Annotated in this window: 16 protein-coding genes; 14 read left to right on the forward strand and 2 right to left on the reverse strand. The window is 63.7% G+C overall.

Annotated elements, in window-relative coordinates; translation table 11 throughout:
* Positions 1 to 47: 47 nt before the first annotated feature.
* Entirely contained in the window at positions 48 to 842 is a 795-nt protein-coding gene (locus BH682_RS11750; RefSeq protein WP_019747947.1) for an enoyl-CoA hydratase-related protein, read from the reverse strand.
* A 131-nt stretch (positions 843 to 973) separates the two neighbouring features.
* Positions 974 to 1,165: a 50S ribosomal protein L28 gene (gene rpmB / locus BH682_RS11755; RefSeq protein ID WP_003942669.1), complete on the reverse strand. Its 192-nt coding sequence runs from the start codon at positions 1,163 to 1,165 to the stop codon at positions 974 to 976.
* 333 nt (positions 1,166 to 1,498) lie between these two features.
* Between rpmB and BH682_RS11760 the strand changes: the two genes are divergently transcribed.
* The 14 genes from BH682_RS11760 (at position 1,499) to smc (ending at position 18,943) form a co-directional block, all read left to right on the forward strand.
* Entirely contained in the window at positions 1,499 to 3,208 is a 1,710-nt protein-coding gene (locus BH682_RS11760; RefSeq protein ID WP_050656645.1) for a DAK2 domain-containing protein, read from the forward strand.
* 73 nt (positions 3,209 to 3,281) lie between these two features.
* Entirely contained in the window at positions 3,282 to 5,543 is a 2,262-nt protein-coding gene (recG, locus tag BH682_RS11765) for an ATP-dependent DNA helicase RecG (RefSeq protein ID WP_063316741.1), read from the forward strand.
* Between the two features lie 120 nt (positions 5,544 to 5,663).
* Entirely contained in the window at positions 5,664 to 9,068 is a 3,405-nt protein-coding gene (locus BH682_RS11770; protein ID WP_003942675.1) for a pyruvate carboxylase, read from the forward strand.
* The gene (rsmD, locus tag BH682_RS11775; RefSeq protein WP_064444394.1) at positions 9,065 to 9,631 is read left to right on the forward strand and encodes a 16S rRNA (guanine(966)-N(2))-methyltransferase RsmD; all 567 of its coding nucleotides are present in this window, start codon (positions 9,065 to 9,067) and stop codon (positions 9,629 to 9,631) included. Before BH682_RS11770 ends, rsmD begins: the two co-directional genes overlap by 4 nt.
* Positions 9,628 to 10,122 (forward strand): pantetheine-phosphate adenylyltransferase, encoded by a 495-nt coding sequence (coaD, locus tag BH682_RS11780; protein ID WP_003942776.1) that lies wholly within the window; start codon positions 9,628 to 9,630, stop codon positions 10,120 to 10,122. The genes rsmD and coaD overlap by 4 nt, the downstream gene beginning before the upstream one ends.
* Before the next feature lie 131 nt (positions 10,123 to 10,253).
* Positions 10,254 to 11,015: a DivIVA domain-containing protein gene (locus tag BH682_RS11785; protein ID WP_003942696.1), complete on the forward strand. Its 762-nt coding sequence runs from the start codon at positions 10,254 to 10,256 to the stop codon at positions 11,013 to 11,015.
* 189 nt (positions 11,016 to 11,204) lie between these two features.
* Positions 11,205 to 11,765, forward strand: coding sequence for a YceD family protein (locus BH682_RS11790; RefSeq protein WP_007729319.1), 561 nt, complete (start codon positions 11,205 to 11,207; stop codon positions 11,763 to 11,765).
* 2 nt (positions 11,766 to 11,767) lie between these two features.
* The gene (rpmF, locus tag BH682_RS11795; RefSeq protein ID WP_007729318.1) at positions 11,768 to 11,950 is read left to right on the forward strand and encodes a 50S ribosomal protein L32; all 183 of its coding nucleotides are present in this window, start codon (positions 11,768 to 11,770) and stop codon (positions 11,948 to 11,950) included.
* A 19-nt stretch (positions 11,951 to 11,969) separates the two neighbouring features.
* Positions 11,970 to 12,743, forward strand: a complete 774-nt coding sequence (gene rnc / locus BH682_RS11800; protein ID WP_003942759.1) for a ribonuclease III — start codon at positions 11,970 to 11,972, stop codon at positions 12,741 to 12,743.
* Between the two features lie 8 nt (positions 12,744 to 12,751).
* The gene (gene mutM, locus BH682_RS11805; RefSeq protein ID WP_003942752.1) at positions 12,752 to 13,621 is read left to right on the forward strand and encodes a bifunctional DNA-formamidopyrimidine glycosylase/DNA-(apurinic or apyrimidinic site) lyase; all 870 of its coding nucleotides are present in this window, start codon (positions 12,752 to 12,754) and stop codon (positions 13,619 to 13,621) included.
* A gap of 42 nt (positions 13,622 to 13,663) precedes the next feature.
* Positions 13,664 to 14,116: an OsmC family protein gene (locus BH682_RS11810; RefSeq protein WP_075832939.1), complete on the forward strand. Its 453-nt coding sequence runs from the start codon at positions 13,664 to 13,666 to the stop codon at positions 14,114 to 14,116.
* Positions 14,116 to 15,039, forward strand: coding sequence for an SMP-30/gluconolactonase/LRE family protein (locus BH682_RS11815; RefSeq protein ID WP_075832941.1), 924 nt, complete (start codon positions 14,116 to 14,118; stop codon positions 15,037 to 15,039). Before BH682_RS11810 ends, BH682_RS11815 begins: the two co-directional genes overlap by 1 nt.
* Before the next feature lie 5 nt (positions 15,040 to 15,044).
* The gene (locus BH682_RS11820; protein WP_007729313.1) at positions 15,045 to 15,329 is read left to right on the forward strand and encodes an acylphosphatase; all 285 of its coding nucleotides are present in this window, start codon (positions 15,045 to 15,047) and stop codon (positions 15,327 to 15,329) included.
* 26 nt (positions 15,330 to 15,355) lie between these two features.
* Positions 15,356 to 18,943 carry a chromosome segregation protein SMC gene (smc, locus tag BH682_RS11825; RefSeq protein WP_075832943.1) on the forward strand — a complete coding sequence of 1,196 codons (3,588 nt, stop codon included), beginning with the start codon at positions 15,356 to 15,358 and terminating at the stop codon, positions 18,941 to 18,943.
* Positions 18,944 to 18,956 lie beyond the last annotated feature (13 nt).

Genomic DNA, 18,956 nt, shown 5'->3' on the forward strand with positions numbered 1-18,956 from the left:
ACCGGCCTGCCGAACGTCGAGTCGCGACGTTCGGCACGGCAGTTCGACTAGGCCTGCTTTGCGGAAGTGAAATCGGGGCGACGCTTGTCGACGAATGCGTCGACACCCTCGCGCCCGATCGGGCTGTTCGCCGCGAGGGCGATGGACGCGGCTTCGGCGTCGAGTTGCTCGGCGAGCGAGTTCGTCCGCGACGAACGCAGCAGTGCTTTGATTCCCGAGTACGACGTACTCGGTCCGTTGGCCAGAGCGCGGGCGAGGCGAGCTGCCTCTTCTTGGACCTCGTCGTCACCGACGAGTCGGGTGAGGATCCCCAGGCGGACGGCTTCGTCGCCACCGATCACCGAATCGTTGAGAAGAATCTCGCGAGCGCGTGCCACGCCGACGATGCGTGGAAGCGTCCACGACATTCCGCCGTCCGGGGTGAAACCGATGGAGGGGTACGCGGGGCGAAGCTTGGTGCCGGTGCCGCCGATTGCGACGTCGGCGAGGCAGACCAGGCTCATTCCGGCGCCGGCAGCCCATCCGTGGACCCCGGCCACCACTGGAGCGGTCGCAGCGTCGAGCGCGCGAACGAACACGTGGAAGACGCGGGCAACCTCGGCCACGTACTCGCCGCGGTCAGGGGCTGCGGCGAACGCACGGACGTTGCCGCCGGCACAGAAGTTTGCGCCTTCGCCGACCAGAAGGATGCTCCCGATGTCGTTTCCGACTGTCTCGAGCGCCTGCGCGCCCTGAACCAGTCCTTCGTCGTCGAGGGAGGTGCCGTTGGCGGCGGTGGAAATGGTGATGCGGAGTACGCCCTCGTCGAGGGTCACTTTGCTCAGGTCATCGATGGAAGTCACTCAACGCACATTACGGGTGTCCGACAGCCATGCGAAACACGGGGACACATAGATACAGCCACATAGATACAGCTCTGCCCCCGTTACCGAAGTGACGGGGGCAGAGCCTGCAATAGTTTGTGCTCGGGCAATCAGCCCCGAGCGACCTTGCCTGCCTTCAGGCAGGAGGTGCACACGTTGACCTTACGGGTGTTACCCGGGGCAACCTCGGTACGAACAGACTGAATGTTCGGGTTCCAGCGACGATTGGTACGCCGGTGCGAGTGCGAGACCGACTTACCGAAGCCGGGCCCCTTGGCGCATACGTCGCAGACGGCAGCCATAGTCGCGAACTCCTTGTTAGAAATGAATATTGAAGTGGTTACCCTACACGGTAGGGCAGCCAGAATTACAATCCGAATATACTCGACTTCGAACCGATCCTTGACCGCTCACTGTGCAGCCGAACGTGAAAACAGTCAATCAGCAACAAACAAAGTGCAGCATTATTTCGTGTAGCCCGTTCGAGGCAACCGTGTAAGAGTAACCGCTTCCGGCCCGAATGGCCAAACCGCCCGGTAATGACGGTTGCGCAGAAGCGTCGGACTACCCTCGACTGCACCGATCACCGATCTCTTTTTCATCGTCAGTCTTTCCATCGTCGAGGGGAACCGTCAGTGGGGGAAGTGCAACGCGTCGCCGAAGAAGCGGAATCCGTCGCGGACGGACATCTGCTGCGGCGCTGGGCCCGCCGGGCGGTCGACAGCCTCCAGAAACGTCGCGGTGAGATCAACAACCTCAACGTCTTTCCCATCCCTGATTCGGATACCGGCACCAATCTGCTGTTCACGATGCGGGCTGCACTCGATTCCGCTGAGACGATCGAGGACGACGTCCGCAGTGCGGGCCGCGTCGCCAACGCTCTGGCTCGGGGCGCCGTGTCCGGTGCTCGCGGTAATTCCGGAGTGATCCTCTCCCAGGTGATCCGGGGCATCGCCGAGAGCGTTCAAGGTGAGCACATCGACGGCCGTAGCTTCGCGAACTCGCTGACCACGGCGACGACGCTGGCCTCTCGGGCTGTCTCCGATCTGGTGGAAGGCACCATCGTCACGGTATTGCGTGCATCGGGAGAAGCAGCGCAGGAGTGCGTCGACACCAGGACACCGAGCGGCGAGGATCTTGCATCCGTGGTTGCCGCCGCTGCCGACGCCGCTGCGGTCGCACTGAACAAGACGCCGGAGCAACTGGACGTTCTCGCGTCCGCCGGGGTGGTCGATGCCGGGGGATTCGGTCTGGTTCTGATCCTCGACGCCTTTGTCGAGGTGCTGACCGGGAAGCCGCAGGTTCGCGAAGATCTGGGGACGCCGGACCCGAGGTCGAGCGCAGTTGTCGACGTCAGCGCATTCGATCACGATTGGGCTCACAAGAGCCCGATCGAATGTGGTGATCACTCGGAACAGGATTTCGAGGTCATGTACCTCGTCGACGACTCCGACGACGATCGCATGACGGCGCTGCGCACGCGGCTGTCCGTCCTCGGAGATTCGACGGTCATCGTCAGCGACGGTTTCGGCGGCTGGTCGGTGCACGTGCATTGCTGCGATGCCGGTGCAGCCGTGGAAGCCGGCCTCGAGGCCGGGAAGGTTCACGGTATTCGCATCAGCAGTTTTCTCGTCGACGAACGCGACCAGTTGGTGGCACGGGCGGAGAGGCGATTCCCCGGGGCCGGCGCGCGCGGCGTACTGGCCGTCGTTGCCGGTGACAGCGCGGCGGCGTTGTTCGAGAGTGAGGGTGCGACGGTTCTTCGGTGCGACGATGCGCCGGTGACACGCGCACAACTGCTCGGCCGCATTCGTCAAATGGAACGCAGCGAAGTTCTGGTGCTTCCGAACGGAGCTTTGACCGCTCAGGAACTCGTCGCAGTCAGTGCCGCTGCACGCGATCCGCTTCACCAGGTTCTGCTGCTGTCGACGTCGTCGATGGTCCAGGGCCTGGCAGCACTTGCCGTTCACGACCCTCAGCGCAACGTCGCCGACGACGGCTTCACGATGTCCGAGGCGGCGGCCGCCACGCGATGGGGATCGTTGCGGATCGCGGTCGAGCGTTCGCTGACCTACGTCGGGACATGTGATCCGGGTGACGCGATCGGTCTGATGGGGCACGAGGTGGTGCTCATCGGTCCCGACGTCGCGGAGTCGAGTGCGCGACTGGTCGACCTCGCGCTCGGATCCGGTGGCGAACTCGTGACCCTACTCATGGGCGCAGACGCGCCGGACGACCTGGCCGGGCAGCTCGAGGCGCACGTCGTCGCGCACCACCCGGGCGTCGACGTGCTCGTCTATCAGGGTGATCAGCCGGGTGACCTGTTCCAGTTGGGCGTGGAGTGATCGAACCGGGTCTGTCGGTGACTGCTGATATACGAACACATGTGCTTACCGCGACACTGTGCTGGAGGAACTGATGGCGACGCTCGCCGACCCACTCGATCGGCTGCTGGGAAAGAAGACCGCGGACGCGCTCGACGAGGCATTCGAGATCCGCACCGTCGAGGACCTGCTGCGTCACTACCCACACCGGTACGCGTCGGCAGGCAAGGAGCTTGCCGAGAAGGAGCCGCCCGAGGGTGAGCACATCACCATCATCGCGCGGGTGGCGTCGGCGGCCGTCGTGAAGATGAAGAACCGTCCGGGGCAGATGTTGCGAGTATCGCTGGCGACTGATTCGCAGACCGTGGACGTCACGTTCTTCAACCCGCAGAAGGTGCGGCACGTCATCAAGCCCGGCGTTCGGGCGATGTTCTCCGGGACGGTGAAGTACTTCCGCGGCAAGTGGTCTCTCACTCATCCGAGCTACCTGATTCTCCCGGAACCTCGTGTCGGCGAAGAGGATTCGGTAGTTCCGCTTGCATCCATCAAGGGAGCCGGTGACCTTGCGGGCCTGGCTCGCGCAAATCAGGATCCCGGCGCCGAACTCGATCTGTCCGTCTTCGACCGCGCGTTGATCCCGCTGTACCCGGCGACCCGCGAGGTCGAGAGCTGGACCATCATGCGGTGCGTGCGGCAAGTGCTCGACCAACTCGATCCGATCGAGGAGCCGTTGCCCGCCGAGACTCGGGCCGAGCACGGATTCATCGGTTTGGACGAGGCGCTGCGCACCGTTCACCTGCCAGATACCAAGGAAGACATCGAACGAGCACAGGATCGTCTGCGTTTCGACGAGGCGCTGTCTCTGCAGTTGGTCCTCGCGATGCGTCGTCACGACAATTCCGAGCGTGTGGCTCCGGCCTGCGCTCCGGTCGCCGGCGGGATCGCGGACCAGTTCGAGGAGATGCTCCCGTTCACTCTGACGGAGGGACAGCAAGCAGTCGCGGAGGAGATCTCCACCGACCTTGCCCGCCCACACCCGATGAGCCGCCTTCTTCAGGGCGAGGTCGGGTCAGGCAAGACGATCGTGGCTCTGCGCGCGATGCTGCAGGTCGTCGATGCGGGTTATCAGTGCGCATTGCTCGCACCCACCGAGGTCCTGGCAAATCAGCACGCGCGATCACTGCGCAAGATGATGGGCTCGCTGGCTGCAGGTGGTGAACTCGGTTCTGCCGAACATTCCACCCGTATCGCCCTTCTTACCGGCTCGCTGCCAGTCGCTGCGAAGCGCGCAGCGCTGCTCGAAGCCGTGACCGGCGACGCCGGGATCGTCATCGGTACCCATGCGCTCATTCAGGACAACGTCGAGTTCTTCAACCTCGGCATGGTTGTCGTCGACGAGCAACACCGCTTCGGCGTCGAGCAACGTGATCAGTTGCGATCACGTGGCCGTGAAGGACTGAGTCCGCATCTGCTGGTGATGACGGCAACGCCGATTCCGCGAACCATCGCCATGACGGTGCTCGGCGACCTCGAGGTCTCGACCCTGCGAGAGCTTCCACGTGGGCGAACCCCGATCAAGAGCAGTGTCGTGCCCGCGAAGCAGAAGCCGCAGTGGGTCGATCGCGCATGGGAACGAATCCGTGAGGACGTAGCCGACGGCCGTCAGGCGTATGTCGTGTGCTCGCGGATCGGTGACGGCGAGCAGGGTGCAGGCGAAGACCAGTTCACCGAGGAGAAGCAGCCCGAGACCAAGTCGGCGGTCGACGTCTTCGAAGAGTTGTCGAGTGGTCCGCTGGCCGATCTGCGAGTCGGGTTGCTGCACGGTCGACTGCCTTCCGACGAAAAGGACGTGGTGATGAGCGCGTTCAACGTCGGTGACATCGACGTCCTCGTCTGTACGACCGTTGTCGAAGTCGGTGTCGACGTTCCGAACGCGACGGTGATGGTGATCGTCGACGCCGAGCGGTTCGGCGTCAGTCAGCTCCATCAGTTGCGTGGCCGCGTCGGTCGAGGGAAACACCAGGGCCTGTGCATCCTCGTCACCGGAAGCAATCCCGGGGGGCCGGCGTACGAGCGGCTCTCGGCGGTGGCAGCGACCAACGACGGGTTCGAACTGGCTCAACTCGACCTCGCGACCAGACGTGAAGGAGACATCCTCGGTGCGGCGCAGTCGGGCACAACCTCGAATCTGCGGCTGCTTTCCCTCATGGCCCATGGAGACATCCTCGAGTCCGCCAGGGAGTTCGCTCAGGGAATCGTCGACTCCGATCCGTCGCTCGACGGTCATCCCGCCCTCGCTTCCATGGTGACCGCCGCCCTGGACTCCGACCGGATCGAGTACCTCGAGAAGTCGTGAAGGGTATGACGACAAGCTGAAATCGAATAGCACGAGGACCGCCGGGTTGGTTTCTCGATTCAGTCCGAAATATGAGACTCCGCATGTAGACGCAAGATGAAATCGGGGTAGTTTTCTCGAATGTTCTCCAAAGTGCTCGTCGCGAACCGCGGCGAAATTGCGATCCGTGCCTTCCGCGCCGCCTACGAACTAGGTGCCGGAACCGTCGCGGTGTTCCCGTACGAGGATCGGAATTCGATCCACCGTCTCAAGGCAGACGAGAGCTACCAGATCGGGGAGAAGGGTCACCCCGTTCGCGCGTATCTCTCGGTCGAGGAAATCGTCGCCGCCGCCAAGAGCGCCGGAGCCGACGCCATCTACCCCGGTTACGGTTTCCTCTCCGAGAACCCGGACTTGTCGGCGGCGTGTGCCGAGGCAGGCATCAAGTTCGTCGGCCCGTCCGCCGAGATCCTCGAGTTGACCGGAAACAAGGCTCGGGCCATCGCAGCGGCAAAGGCCGCCGGTCTCCCGGTGCTCGCGTCTTCGGAGCCGTCAGCGGACATCGACGAGTTGCTCGCAGCCGCCGAGGACATGACCTTCCCGCTCTTCGTCAAGGCTGTCGCAGGCGGCGGTGGGCGCGGAATGCGCCGCGTTGCGGAGCGCTCACAACTCAAGGAATCGATCGAAGCCGCAGCGCGCGAAGCGGAATCGGCCTTCGGCGATTCGACGGTCTTCCTCGAGCAGGCCGTCATCGACCCCCGGCACATCGAAGTGCAGATCCTCGCCGACGAGCAGGGCAACGTCATCCACCTCTTCGAGCGTGACTGCTCGCTGCAACGTCGCCACCAGAAGGTGATCGAGCTCGCTCCGGCGCCCAATCTCTCCGAAGAGTTGCGCGCCAAGATCTGTGCCGACGCCGTCGCCTTCGCGAAGGAGATCGGATACACGTGCGCGGGCACCGTCGAGTTCCTTCTCGACAAGCGCGGCAACCACGTCTTCATCGAGATGAACCCGCGAATTCAGGTCGAGCACACCGTCACCGAAGAAGTGACGGACGTGGACCTGGTCCAGTCGCAGCTCAAGATCGCGTCCGGTTCGACGCTTGCAGAACTTGGTCTGTCACAGGAGACGATCAAGCTTCGCGGCGCGGCGCTGCAGTGCCGCATCACGACCGAGGATCCGGCAAACGGATTCCGCCCGGACACCGGCCGTATCACCGCGTACCGCACCCCGGGCGGAGCCGGTATCCGCTTGGACGGTGGCGCCACACTCGGCGCCGAGGTCGGAGCGTACTTCGATTCCATGCTGGTCAAACTCACTTGTCGCGGTCGCGACCTAGAAGCCGCTGTGGCGCGAGCTCGCCGCGCGGTCACCGAGTTCCGCATTCGTGGTGTCTCGACCAACATTCCGTTCCTGCAGGCGGTTCTCGACGACCCGGACTTCCGGGCCGGACGTGTGACGACCTCCTTCATCGAGGAACGTCCTCAGTTGCTGACTCTGCGTTCTTCGGCAGACCGCGGCACGAAGATCCTGACCTACCTCGCGGATGTGACTGTCAACAAGCCGCACGGGGAGCGTCCCTCGGCGGTGTACCCGCAGGACAAGCTGCCCAAGATCGATCTTTCGACGCCTCCTCCTGCCGGTAGCCGTCAGCGCCTGCTCGAACTCGGACCCGAAGGTTTCGCGAAGGCACTGCGTGAGCAGAAGGCCGTCGGCGTCACCGACACCACCTTCCGTGACGCGCACCAGTCGTTGTTGGCCACGCGAGTTCGAACCAGCGGACTGCTCGGAGTTGCCGGGCACGTTGCGCGGTTGACGCCGGAACTGCTCTCGATCGAAGCCTGGGGCGGCGCGACCTACGATGTGGGACTTCGCTTCCTGCACGAGGATCCGTGGTACCGGCTTGCCGCACTGCGCGAGGCGATTCCCAACATCTGCCTCCAGATGCTTCTTCGCGGTCGAAACACGGTGGGCTACACGCCGTATCCCGAAAAGGTCACGCGCGCATTCGTTCAGGAAGCCACCGACACCGGCATCGACATCTTCCGAATCTTCGACGCGCTCAACAACGTCGACCAGATGCGCCCTGCCATCGACGCGGTGCGTGAGACCGGAACGGCCCTCGCCGAGGTGGCGTTGAGCTACACCGGCGATCTGTCGGATCCGAACGAAACGCTGTACACGCTCGACTACTACCTGAAGTTGGCAGAAGAGATCGTCGATGCGGGCGCTCACGTGCTCGCGATCAAGGACATGGCGGGCCTGCTGCGCGCTCCGGCGGCCACCAAGCTCGTGACGGCGCTACGCAGCAACTTCGATCTTCCGGTTCACGTCCACACGCATGACACCCCCGGTGGACAGTTGGCCACGTATTTCGCCGCGTGGCAGGCGGGCGCCGACGCAGTCGACGGTGCTTCGGCGGCACTGGCCGGAACCACCAGTCAGCCTGCGCTCTCGGCCATCGTTGCCGCCGCTGCGCACTCCGAGTTCGACACCGGGCTGAACCTGCAGAACGTGTGCGACCTCGAACCGTACTGGGAGGCGCTGCGAAAGGTGTACGCGCCGTTCGAATCCGGACTGCCGGCGCCGACGGGACGTGTGTACACGCACGAGATTCCGGGCGGCCAGCTCTCCAATCTCCGGACCCAGGCCGTTGCTCTCGGTCTCGGCGACCGGTTCGAAGAGGTCGAAGCCAAGTACGCCGACGCGGACCGCATGCTCGGGCATCTCGTGAAGGTGACGCCGTCGTCGAAGGTCGTCGGCGACCTCGCCCTCCACCTTGTCGGCGCCGGCGTGCCTTCGGAGGAGTTTGCCGCAGATCCGGCGAAGTTCGACATTCCCGACTCCGTGGTGGGCTTCCTGCGCGGTGAACTCGGTACGCCTCCCGGTGGTTGGCCGGAACCGTTCCGCAGCAAGGCACTCGAAGGACGTGGCCAGGCCAAGCCCGAAGCGACGTTGTCCGCTGAGGACGAGGTGCTGCTCGAGGGCTCGTCGAAGGACCGTCAGGCGACGCTGAATCGTCTGCTGTTCCCCGGCCCGACAAAGGAATTCCTCGAACACCGCGAGAAGTACGGTGACACGTCGCGGCTTTCGGCGAACCAGTTCTTCTACGGTTTGCGGCGCGGCGACGAACACCGCGTCGAGTTGGCTCCCGGCGTTGAGCTGATCATCGGTCTCGAAGCGATCTCCGAGCCCGACGAGCGCGGCTACCGCACTGTCATGTGCATCCTGAACGGTCAATTGCGCCCGGTCTCGATCCGCGATCGCTCCATTGCCAGTGACGTACCGGTGGCGGAGAAGGCCGACAAGAACAACCCGGGCCACGTGGCTGCACCGTTCGCGGGCGTCGTGACGCTCGCGGTGAAGGAAGGCCAGAAGATCGAGGCCGGCGACACCGTGGCCACGATCGAAGCAATGAAGATGGAAGCGGCGATCACCTCGCCGCGCGCCGGCGTCGTCTCTCGGATCGCGATCAGCGCCGTCCAACAGGTCGAGGGCGGAGACCTGCTGGTAGTCGTCTCGACGGGGGAGAGCGCCGCAGAGTGACACGCATCATCTCGGGACTCGCGGGCGGTCGACGCCTGCGAGTCCCGCCGAGCGGCACCCGTCCGACGTCGGATCGGGTTCGTGAGGCGCTGTTCAGTGCTCTCGAAGCGCGCATCGATCTCGAAGGGTGCGCGGTTCTCGACCTCTTTGCGGGTTCGGGTGCTCTCGGCCTCGAGGCGCTCTCGCGGGGAGCCGAGCACGTTGTTCTCGTGGAATCGGATGCCAAGGCTGCTGCCGTCATCAAGGCGAACATCGGCACTGTCGCGTTGCCTGGGGCGACGGTTCGCGCCGCTCCGGTTGCGGCCGTGGTCTCGGGTCCGAGCGCGCGTGAATACGACATCGTGATCGCGGACCCACCGTATGCGGTGACCGACGAGGCCGTCGTGTCCATGCTCACCGATCTGCAGGCCAACAAATGGGTGGGGGAGGGCACGATCGTGGTACTCGAACGATCGTCGCGCTCGCCGGAGACCGTGTGGCCTCAGGGCTACGAGCCGATCAAGGTCAAGAACTACGGTGAAGCCCGCATCGAGCTGGCCACCTGCTACGGTCTGGACTCATGACTGGCGCCGTCTGCCCCGGATCCTTCGACCCTGTGACCAACGGTCACCTCGACGTAATCGGAAGAGTTGCTGCGCAATTCGACGAGGTCGTGGTCACCGTGCTGATCAACAAGAGCAAGCGTGGCATGTTCACGATCGACGAGCGGATCGAGATGCTCGAAGACGCGACGAGTCACCTGCCCAACGTTCGCGTCACGTCGTGGCACGGATTGTTGGTCGACTACGCGAAACAAGAAGGCCTCAGCGCGATCGTCAAGGGTCTGCGCGGCGCGAACGACTTCGATTACGAGCTGCAGATGGCTCAGATGAATCAGAAGCTCACGGGCGTCGACACACTGTTCGTCGCCACGAATCCGACGTACAGCTACCTGTCGAGTTCTCTGGTGAAGGAAGTCGCGACTTTCGGCGGCGACGTCTCCGACATGTTGCCGGCCAAAGTGCATTCTCGGCTACTCGCACGTATCGCCGAGCGAGCAGCCGAAAACAGCTGATCCCCGACACACCGACCACGACGACACCCCGTTGGCCGTTCTTCCGGCAAACTTGGACAGGAACGGGCACAGGTCCGAGTGGACCGGTGACGATGTGGGCCGATTTCGGCCGGTAGAGATTGGGGTTGCTTGTGTACCGCGTATTCGAGGCACTGGACGAACTGGTCGCAATTGTCGAAGAGGCGCGCGGTGTTCCCATGACCGCAGGGTGTGTTGTGCCTCGCGGTGACGTACTCGAGCTACTCGACGACGTCCGGGACGCAATTCCGAGCGAGCTGGACGACGCTCAGGACGTCCTCGATCATCGCGACAAATTGGTCGGTGACGCGCGAGCAAACGCCGAGAAGACGGTCAGCAGCGCCAATGCCGAGGCAACCTCGACTGTGGAGAACGCACGCGACGACGCCGACCGGATTCTGTCCGATGCCAAGGCTCAGGCCGATCGCATGGTTGCCGAAGCGCGTGCGCACGCCGATCAGTTGGTCGAGGACGCCGAAGCAGAAGCGGAACGGACCGTCACCGACGGCCGTCGTGAGTACGAGGCCGTCACCGGACGGGCGCGTGCCGAGGCCGATCGGATGATCGAGTCCGGCCAGGCCTCGTACGAACATTCGGTGGCGGAGGGAACGGCGGAGCAGGCTCGTCTGGTGTCGCAGACCGAGGTTGTCCAGTCAGCTCACGCGGAATCCGCGCGAGTGATCGACGCCGCTCATGCCGAGTCCGACAGGATGCGTTCGGAGTGTGACCTGTACGTGGACACCAAGTTGGCCGAGTTCGAAGAGTTCCTCACCGGAACGGTTCGATCGGTCGGGCGTGGTCGTCAACAGCTTCGAACGGGTTCGGGGGTTCCCGACTACCAGGACGACGATCGTCGTTCCGAGCGGCGCCGATAGAGCAGACAAGTCAGTCGAGGGTGGGTCGTCCGATATGGGGCGGCCCACTTTTTCGTGGATCGAATTGGGATTTGCCTTGTAGCTGCCGTATTGTGGAGTGGTTGCCCATACCAGTTTCAACAGTTAGGTGAGTTCTCTTTGTCAACGCATCGTCGTAGTTCGTCGCATCAGTCAAGTGATGCGGGATTTTTGCTGGACACGGTCAAGCTCGGTCGTCGTCCAGGGTCGATGCGTACCGTCGAGAGAACAATTCAGTCCCCGAACCGTATCGGTCTCGATCTGATCGCGATCGAAGCGGGCGCGGACATAGATCTCGATCTTCGTCTCGAAGCAGTGTCCGAAGGCGTTCTCGTCACCGGAAACGTGCACGCACCCACCAAGGGTGAATGCTCGCGGTGCCTTGAACCTTTCACCGACACCGTGGACATCTATCTCACGGAGTTGTTCGCTTACCCGGACAGCACCACCGAGGAGACGACGGAAGAGGGAGAGGTCTACGCGGTCGAAGACGACGAAATCGACCTCGAACCGGTCATCGTCGATGCAGTCGGGCTGGCGCTTCCGCTCCAGCCTCTGTGCAGTGACGATTGCCTGGGATTGTGCTCAGAATGTGGCATTCGCCTGGCGATTGCGGAATCTGGGCATGGGCATGACATACTTGATCCTCGCTGGGCTGGTCTCGCGGCCAAATTTGGCGTGGAATCAAACACCAGCGAAAATCTTGTGATCACCGAAGCCGAGGAGAAGTAGAAGTGGCTGTCCCCAAGCGCAAAATGTCGCGATCCAACACGCGGTCGCGTCGTAGCCAGTGGAAGACCACTGTGCCCACCCTCGTTACCTGCCCCAACCGTGGCTGTGGCGAGCAGACCCTTCCCCACATCGCATGCCCGTCATGCGGTACTTACAAGGGCCGCCAGGTAACCGCTGCTGTCTAGTTCTCCCCGGAGAAAGACTATGACGAGCGAAAATACAGTTTCAGCCGCCGGCGGCGAGGGCAATCACGACAAGCTCCTCGCCGCTGTCGGCGTAGATATAGAGCCCGGTCTTCTGACCCTGGCTCTCACGCACCGCTCGTACGCGTACGAGAACGGCGGACTGCCCACGAACGAGCGCCTCGAGTTCCTCGGGGATTCCGTTCTCGGCGTCACGGTGACCGAAAATCTCTACCTGTCCCACCCGGACAAATCCGAAGGTGATCTGGCGAAGATCCGTGCCAGCGTGGTCAACATGCATGCACTCGCCGAGGTTGCCAGGACTCTGGGTGAAGGTGGACTCGGAGCACACCTGCTGCTGGGTAAGGGCGAGGAAATGACGGGCGGCCGTGACAAGCCGTCCATTCTCGCCGACGGTATGGAGTCGATTCTCGGCGCCATCCACCTGCAGCACGGCATCGAGACTGCGCGACGCGTCGTCCTCGATCTGTTCGACGATCTACTCACTCGCGCACCGCTTCTGGGCGCGGGTCTGGATTGGAAGACGAGTCTGCAGGAACTGACCGCAGAACACGGTGCCGGAGTTCCCGTTTACGAGATCACCGCCACAGGACCCGATCACGACAAGGAATTCACGGCCACCGTTCTCATCAGTGGCAAACCCTTGGGTGTCGGTGTCGGTCGTTCCAAGAAGGAAGCCGAGCAGAAGGCAGCAAGTTCGGCATGGAAGACGATGTCGGAGAATGCCGCTGCTACCGCAGTCGCTGCTGACGACACGCCTGATCTTGCCGGCTGAGTTCACTCTTGCCTGAGCTTCCCGAAGTCGAAGTCGTTCGCCGCGGCCTACAGTCTCATGCTGTAGGTGCGGCGATCGAGGCCGTCGAGGTACTCCATCCCCGCGCGATCAGGCGCCACATTCTCGGGTCCGAGGACTTGATCGGCCAACTCACCGGGCAGACCATCGCTTCGGCAGAGCGTCGCGGCAAGTACCTGTGGCTGGTTCTCGAGCCTGCCGGTGTCGGACTGGTGGTTCATCTCGGGATGAGCGGACAGATGCTGGTCCAACCCCCGACAGTCGACTGGGAAAAGCACCTACGCATTCGGTTGGCCCTCGATTCCGGGGCCGATCTTCGATTCGTCGATCAGCGGACCTTCGGTGGCTGGTCGATTTCACCCCTCGTCGAGGTCGACGGAACGATGCTGCCCGAGTCGGTGGCGCACATCGCCCGCGATCCCATGGATGCGGCGTTCGATCTCGAATCCGTCGTGAAAGTCCTGCGGGGCAAGCACACCGAGATCAAGCGCGCGATTCTTGACCAGACGGTGGTCTCCGGAATCGGAAACATCTACGCCGACGAATCATTGTGGCGCGCCAAGATTCACGGCAACCGAATCGCCGAAACGCTTACCAGGCCCAAACTTCGAGAACTGTTGACCGCGGCACACTCGGTGATGGGTGAAGCGCTCGATCAGGGCGGTACGTCCTTCGACGCGCTGTACGTGAACGTCAACGGGGAATCGGGCTACTTCGACCGGTCGCTGTCGGCGTACGGGCAGGAAAACCTCCCGTGCCCGCGATGCGGCGCGCCGATCAAGCGTGAGAAGTTCATGAATCGATCGTCGTTCAGTTGCCCGCGGTGCCAGCCGACCCCGAGGGCACGGCGAATCGCCTAGGTCTCCCGCCCCTTCGGTTCGGCGGAGTGGCAAGATTGCGTCATGGCTGAACAGACTCCCGACACCACTGCAACCGCCCCGGCTCACTCGGAGCTTTGGGTCGAACGAACCGGAACCCGCCTCTACACCGGCAAGAGTTCGCGCGGCGCAGAGGTTCTCATCGGCTCCGAATCGGTGCCAGGAGTCTTCACGCCCGGCGAACTCCTCAAAATTGCACTGGCCGCATGCACGGGGATGAGCTCCGACTTCCCGATCTCGCGCCGGCTCGGTGACAACTACGACGCGACGGTCCGAGTGTCCGGAGCCGCCGATCGTGAAAACGAGGTCTACCCGCAGCTCGACGAGGTCCTCGAGCTCGATCTCAGCGAGTTGGATGCCGAGGCACAGCAGCGCCTCATCACTCTCGTCGAGCGTTCCGTGGACAAGGTATGCACGGTCGGGCGCACGCTCAAGGCCGGAACCAAGGTCACTCTGTCGTTCGACACGGAAGCCTGATGTTCCGCGCCGGCAGCGTTGTCGCTGCGATCGCACTGGGTTCCGTTGTGGCGCTGAATGCTCCAGCGCAGGCCTCGGTCCCGGCCGACGGCTCGGCCGGTGGTTGCGGCACATGGACGTCGAGCGTCGTGACGACTGGTGCCGGAATGCTCGAGAACCTCGAATTCGACGGCAACGGATCGATGGTGTTGTCGCAGTCGGCTCTGATCGGGCCGGGTGCACTGCTGAAAGTGGCGCCGGACGGAACACGGACAACTTTGGTCGGTGACGTCACCGGACCCGGCGGTCTGGTCGCGCGTGAGGGATCCGTGTACTTCACCACGGGCAACTCGACTGTCTCGGGACTGTTCGGAATCGCCGACGGCAGCCTCCGCAAGGTCGACGTCGCAGACGGGTCGGTGACAACGATCGCCGACGGTCTGGTGATGCCGAACGGGCTTGTGCAGCTGGACGATAACCGTTTCCTCACTGCCCGCACACTCACCAGGCCGGGGCTCACGGTCGTCAACAGTGACGGAAGCAGTTCGATCGTTCGTGAAGACCTCGGCACCGTCGACGGCCTCGCACGCTCCGGTTCGACGATCTACGTGAGCACGACCTTCGACATGGTCACCGCCGTCCACATCCTCGACGCAAACGATCTGGGCGGGCCGGTGCGAACGATCACGCTCCCCGGGTTCGGTCCGGCAAACATGGCGGACGATCTGACCGTCGGACCGGACGGCGCGTTGTACGTCGCATTCAATGCCGGCGGCAAAGTTGTTCGCGTCGATCCGGATTCGGGATCTTCGTGTGAGATCGCCTCGGGTCTGCCGTTCACATCTGCGGTCAAGTTCGGCGCCGGACCGGGCTGGGATCCCAACGCGCTCTACACCACCGGATTCCTGGGTGACGTTCACCGTCTCGAACGTGTGGCGGGCTGAGCGTCATGGCTGAAGCAGCGCCTGTGCGGTTGACGGCGTGGGTTCACGGATACGTTCAAGGCGTCGGGTTCCGGTGGTGGACCAGGGCCCGCGCTCTCGAACTCGGATTGATCGGATATGCGTCCAATCAGCGTGACGGTCGAGTGCTCGTCGTGGCGGAAGGCCAACGCACGCAGCTCGAGCGATTGGTGGAGCTGCTGCGCTCCGGCACTACCCCGGGCACGGTGGATCTCGTGGTCGACAGCTGGGACACCGCCAGGGGCGACCTGACAGGGTTCGTCGAACGCTGACCGGTTTGGCGGTAAAGTTTCCCCCCATGCACCTCAAGAGTCTGACACTCAAGGGATTCAAATCCTTTGCGTCGGCAACGACTCTTCGGTTCGAGCCGGGAATTACCTGTGTGGTCGGCCCGAACGGCTCGGGTAAATCCAACGTCGTCGATGCGTTGACCTGGGTGATGGGCGAGCAAGGCGCCAAGGCCCTGCGCGGCGGCAAGATGGAAGATGTCATCTTTGCCGGCACCTCCGGCCGCGCGCCGCTGGGCCGCGCCGAGGTGACCTTGACCATCGACAACGCCGACGGGGCGCTCCCGATCGAGTACTCCGAGGTGTCGATCACGCGCCGGATGTTCCGCGACGGCGCGGGGGAGTACGAGATCAACGGCTCGTCCTGCCGTCTGATGGACGTCCAGGAACTGCTCAGCGACTCCGGCATCGGCCGCGAAATGCATGTCATCGTCGGGCAGGGACGGCTCGCCGCGATCCTCGAATCCCGTCCCGAAGATCGACGCGCCTTCATCGAAGAAGCCGCGGGAGTCCTCAAACATCGCCGCCGCAAGGAAAAAGCGGTGCGCAAACTCGATTCCATGCAGGCCAATCTCGCTCGCCTCAGTGACCTCACCGCGGAACTGCGTCGGCAACTCAAACCGCTGGGACGCCAAGCCGAGGTTGCTCGGCGAGCACAGACGGTCCAGGCTGACCTGCGTGATGCAAAGATGCGTCTGGCCGCTGACGATCTGGTGACCCGTCGAAACCAGTTGAACGACCAGGCGCAGGACGAGAAAGCGGCCCGTGAACAGCACAACCAGGTGGCGGCTGCGCTCGACGAGGCCAACCTCGAACTCGGGCGCCAGGAGCAAGCTCTCGCTCGTCTGACTCCGGGATCGGAAGCGGCTGCGCAGAGTTGGTTCCAGCTTTCCGCGCTTGCCGAACGCGTCAACGCCACCGTGCGCATCGCCCGCGAGCGTGCGCGTCATCTCGACTCCGAACCTGTCGGCAACCGCGGCCAGGACCCGGACGAGATGGAGGCGCGCGCCGAACGTCTTGCTGCCGAGGAGGCCGAACTCCTCGAAGGCGTCGAAATCGCGCGAGCGGCGTCGGAAGCTGCTCGGGACCAGCTCGCAGCCACCGAAGATGCTGCAGCAGAAGCGGAACGGGCGCACATGGCAGAAGTTCGTGCCGTCGCCGACCGCCGTGAAGGTCTTGCTCGACTCTCCGGTCAGGTCGACACTCTGCGTACCCGCGTCGAATCCGTCGACGCGGAAGTGTCTCGGCTGACCGAGGCGATCGACGAGGCTCGTCTGCGTGGCGATGCCGCACAGGCCGAGTTCGACACGGTGCAAGAAAGCATCGGGGACCTCGACGCCGGTGAAGTCGGCCTCGATACCAATCACGAACGCGCCATCGAGGCTCTCGAGATGATCGACGCGCGCGTCGAAGAGCTTCGTGAGGAAGAAAAGACGAGCGGGCAACGCATCGCTTCGCTCCGGGCGCGCATCGAGGCACTGTCGATGGGTTTGCAGCGCAAGGACGGTGGCGGCTGGCTGCTCGAACACCGCGGCGACGACGGCATCACCTCGCTGGTCGGATTGATTCACGTCGAACCCGGCTACGAGGCCGCGATCGCTGCCGCGATGGGGCCGGCAGCAGACGCCGTCGTGGCGCAGTCGCTGGACTCTGCTCGTTCCGCTGTCACAGCACTGGCCGATCAGGACGGTGGACGTGCATCACTGATCGTGAGCGGTGAACCGGCGATCAAGCGCGAGGCCGAGATCGCGCCGGGTAGTCGTCCGGCCGTCGACGTCATCGACTGCCCTGACGAGTTGCGTGCCGGATTGACCGCCATCCTCGATGGCGTCGTCCTGGTCGAGACTCTCGATGACGCGATTCGAGTTGTTGCTGACCACAAGGGAATTCGCGCAGTGACGCGTTCTGGCGATCTGCACGGTTCGGGGTGGATGATCGGTGGCTCGGATCGGCAACCGAGCACGCTCGAGGTGCAGGCGGCGATCGACGCGTCAGCAGCGGAACTGGCGGCAACGGAGAGCCGATCCGAGGAACTCGACGCGGCGCTGTCCGGCGCTCTGGCCGAACAGGCCGCTCGACGCGAGACCGCGGAGCAAACTTTGGCCGCGCTCAACGAGTCGGACGCTGCCATGTCCGCCATCTACGAGCAGTTGGGCAGATTGGGGCAGGCAGCACGAGTCGCCCACGCGGAATCCGAGCGGTTGACCGCCCAGCGAGTGCGTGCCGAGGAGGGCCGCGGTGAGTCGCTGACAAAGCTCGCGGATCTGGAGGAACGTCTGCGCGTCGCCGAAACCGACGGCAGTGCACCGGGACACGGTGCGGAATCGACCGCTGCCGATCGCGAAATGGCCGCAGCAGCGCTCGCCGAAGTGCGCATCGTCGAAATGGATGCTCGCCTTGCCGTGCGCACCGCCGAAGAGCGTGCGGAATCCGTACGCGGAAAGGCTGATTCGCTTCGCCGCGCCGCGGCCGCCGAACGAGAAGCGCGGATCCGCGCCGAACGGGCTCTGCGCGCCAGGGCGCACGCTGCGGAGGTCGCAGCTGCCGTGGCCGAATCGGGACAGCGTGTGGCGGCCGAACTCGAGACCGTCGTCGCCGCGGCTCTTGCTCACCGTGACGAGTTGGCTCGGGCCCGCACCGAGTGCACGGCCAAGCTGGATCAGGTCCGCGAGATAGTCCGAGCACTGACTGGACAACTCGCTTCGCTCACCGACGCCGTCCACCGCGACGAGGTAGCGAAGGCACAGGCAGCGCTGCGCATCGAACAACTCGAGGAGTCGATCCTCGATCAGTACGGTATCGGCCTCGACGATCTGATCGCCGAGTACGGGCCCGAGGTCGAACTGCCGCCGACCGCTCTCGAAATCGAGGAGTACGAGCAGGCCAAGGAGCGTGGGGAGCAGGTCACCGCCCCCGCTCCGCTTCCGTACGACCGCGCGACTCAGGAACGGCGCGCCAAGCGGGCCGAGAAGGACCTCGCCACCCTCGGCAAGGTCAATCCGCTGGCGCTCGAGGAATTCGCAGCTCTCGAGGAGCGGTACACCTTCCTCTCCACTCAGCTCGAGGACGTCAAGACCGCACGCAAGGACCTTCTTGCTGTGGTCGCAGACGTCGACGCACGAATTCTGCAGGTGTTCACCGAGGCCTATGCCGACGTCGAGCGTGAGTTCGTGGGAGTGTTCGAGAAATTGTTTCCCGGGGGAGAAGGGCGGCTGGTCCTCACCGATCCCTCGGACATGCTCACCACCGGCATCGAAGTCGAGGCGCGTCCGCCCGGTAAGAAGGTCAAACGGTTGTCGTTGCTGTCGGGCGGCGAGAAGTCGTTGACCGCGGTGGCCATGCTGGTCGCGATCTTCCGGGCACGCCCGTCCCCGTTCTACGTGATGGACGAAGTCGAGGCGGCGTTGGACGACACCAACCTGCGGCGGCTGATCGGACTCTTCGAACAATTGCGGGAGAAGTCGCAGTTGATCGTGATCACTCACCAGAAACCGACGATGGAAATCGCCGATGCGTTGTACGGCGTCAGCATGCGCGGCGACGGCATCACCACCGTGATTTCGCAGCGACTTCGCGGTCAAGACATGGCCTCGACGTAAGCCCTGCTCACTT

This window comes from Rhodococcus sp. YL-1 (genome assembly GCF_001942025.1).
GTDB classification, from domain to species: domain Bacteria; phylum Actinomycetota; class Actinomycetes; order Mycobacteriales; family Mycobacteriaceae; genus Rhodococcus_F; species Rhodococcus_F qingshengii.

Coding starts and splice junctions, on each gene's coding strand:
- rpmB (WP_003942669.1), bottom strand. CDS start 1,165: ATGGCTGCCGTCTGCGACGTATGCGCCAAGGGGCCCGGCTTCGGTAAG.
- recG (WP_063316741.1), top strand. CDS start 3,282: ATGGCGACGCTCGCCGACCCACTCGATCGGCTGCTGGGAAAGAAGACC.
- BH682_RS11770 (WP_003942675.1), top strand. CDS start 5,664: ATGTTCTCCAAAGTGCTCGTCGCGAACCGCGGCGAAATTGCGATCCGT.
- coaD (WP_003942776.1), top strand. CDS start 9,628: ATGACTGGCGCCGTCTGCCCCGGATCCTTCGACCCTGTGACCAACGGT.
- rnc (WP_003942759.1), top strand. CDS start 11,970: ATGACGAGCGAAAATACAGTTTCAGCCGCCGGCGGCGAGGGCAATCAC.
- BH682_RS11810 (WP_075832939.1), top strand. CDS start 13,664: ATGGCTGAACAGACTCCCGACACCACTGCAACCGCCCCGGCTCACTCG.
- BH682_RS11815 (WP_075832941.1), top strand. CDS start 14,116: ATGTTCCGCGCCGGCAGCGTTGTCGCTGCGATCGCACTGGGTTCCGTT.
- BH682_RS11820 (WP_007729313.1), top strand. CDS start 15,045: ATGGCTGAAGCAGCGCCTGTGCGGTTGACGGCGTGGGTTCACGGATAC.
- smc (WP_075832943.1), top strand. CDS start 15,356: ATGCACCTCAAGAGTCTGACACTCAAGGGATTCAAATCCTTTGCGTCG.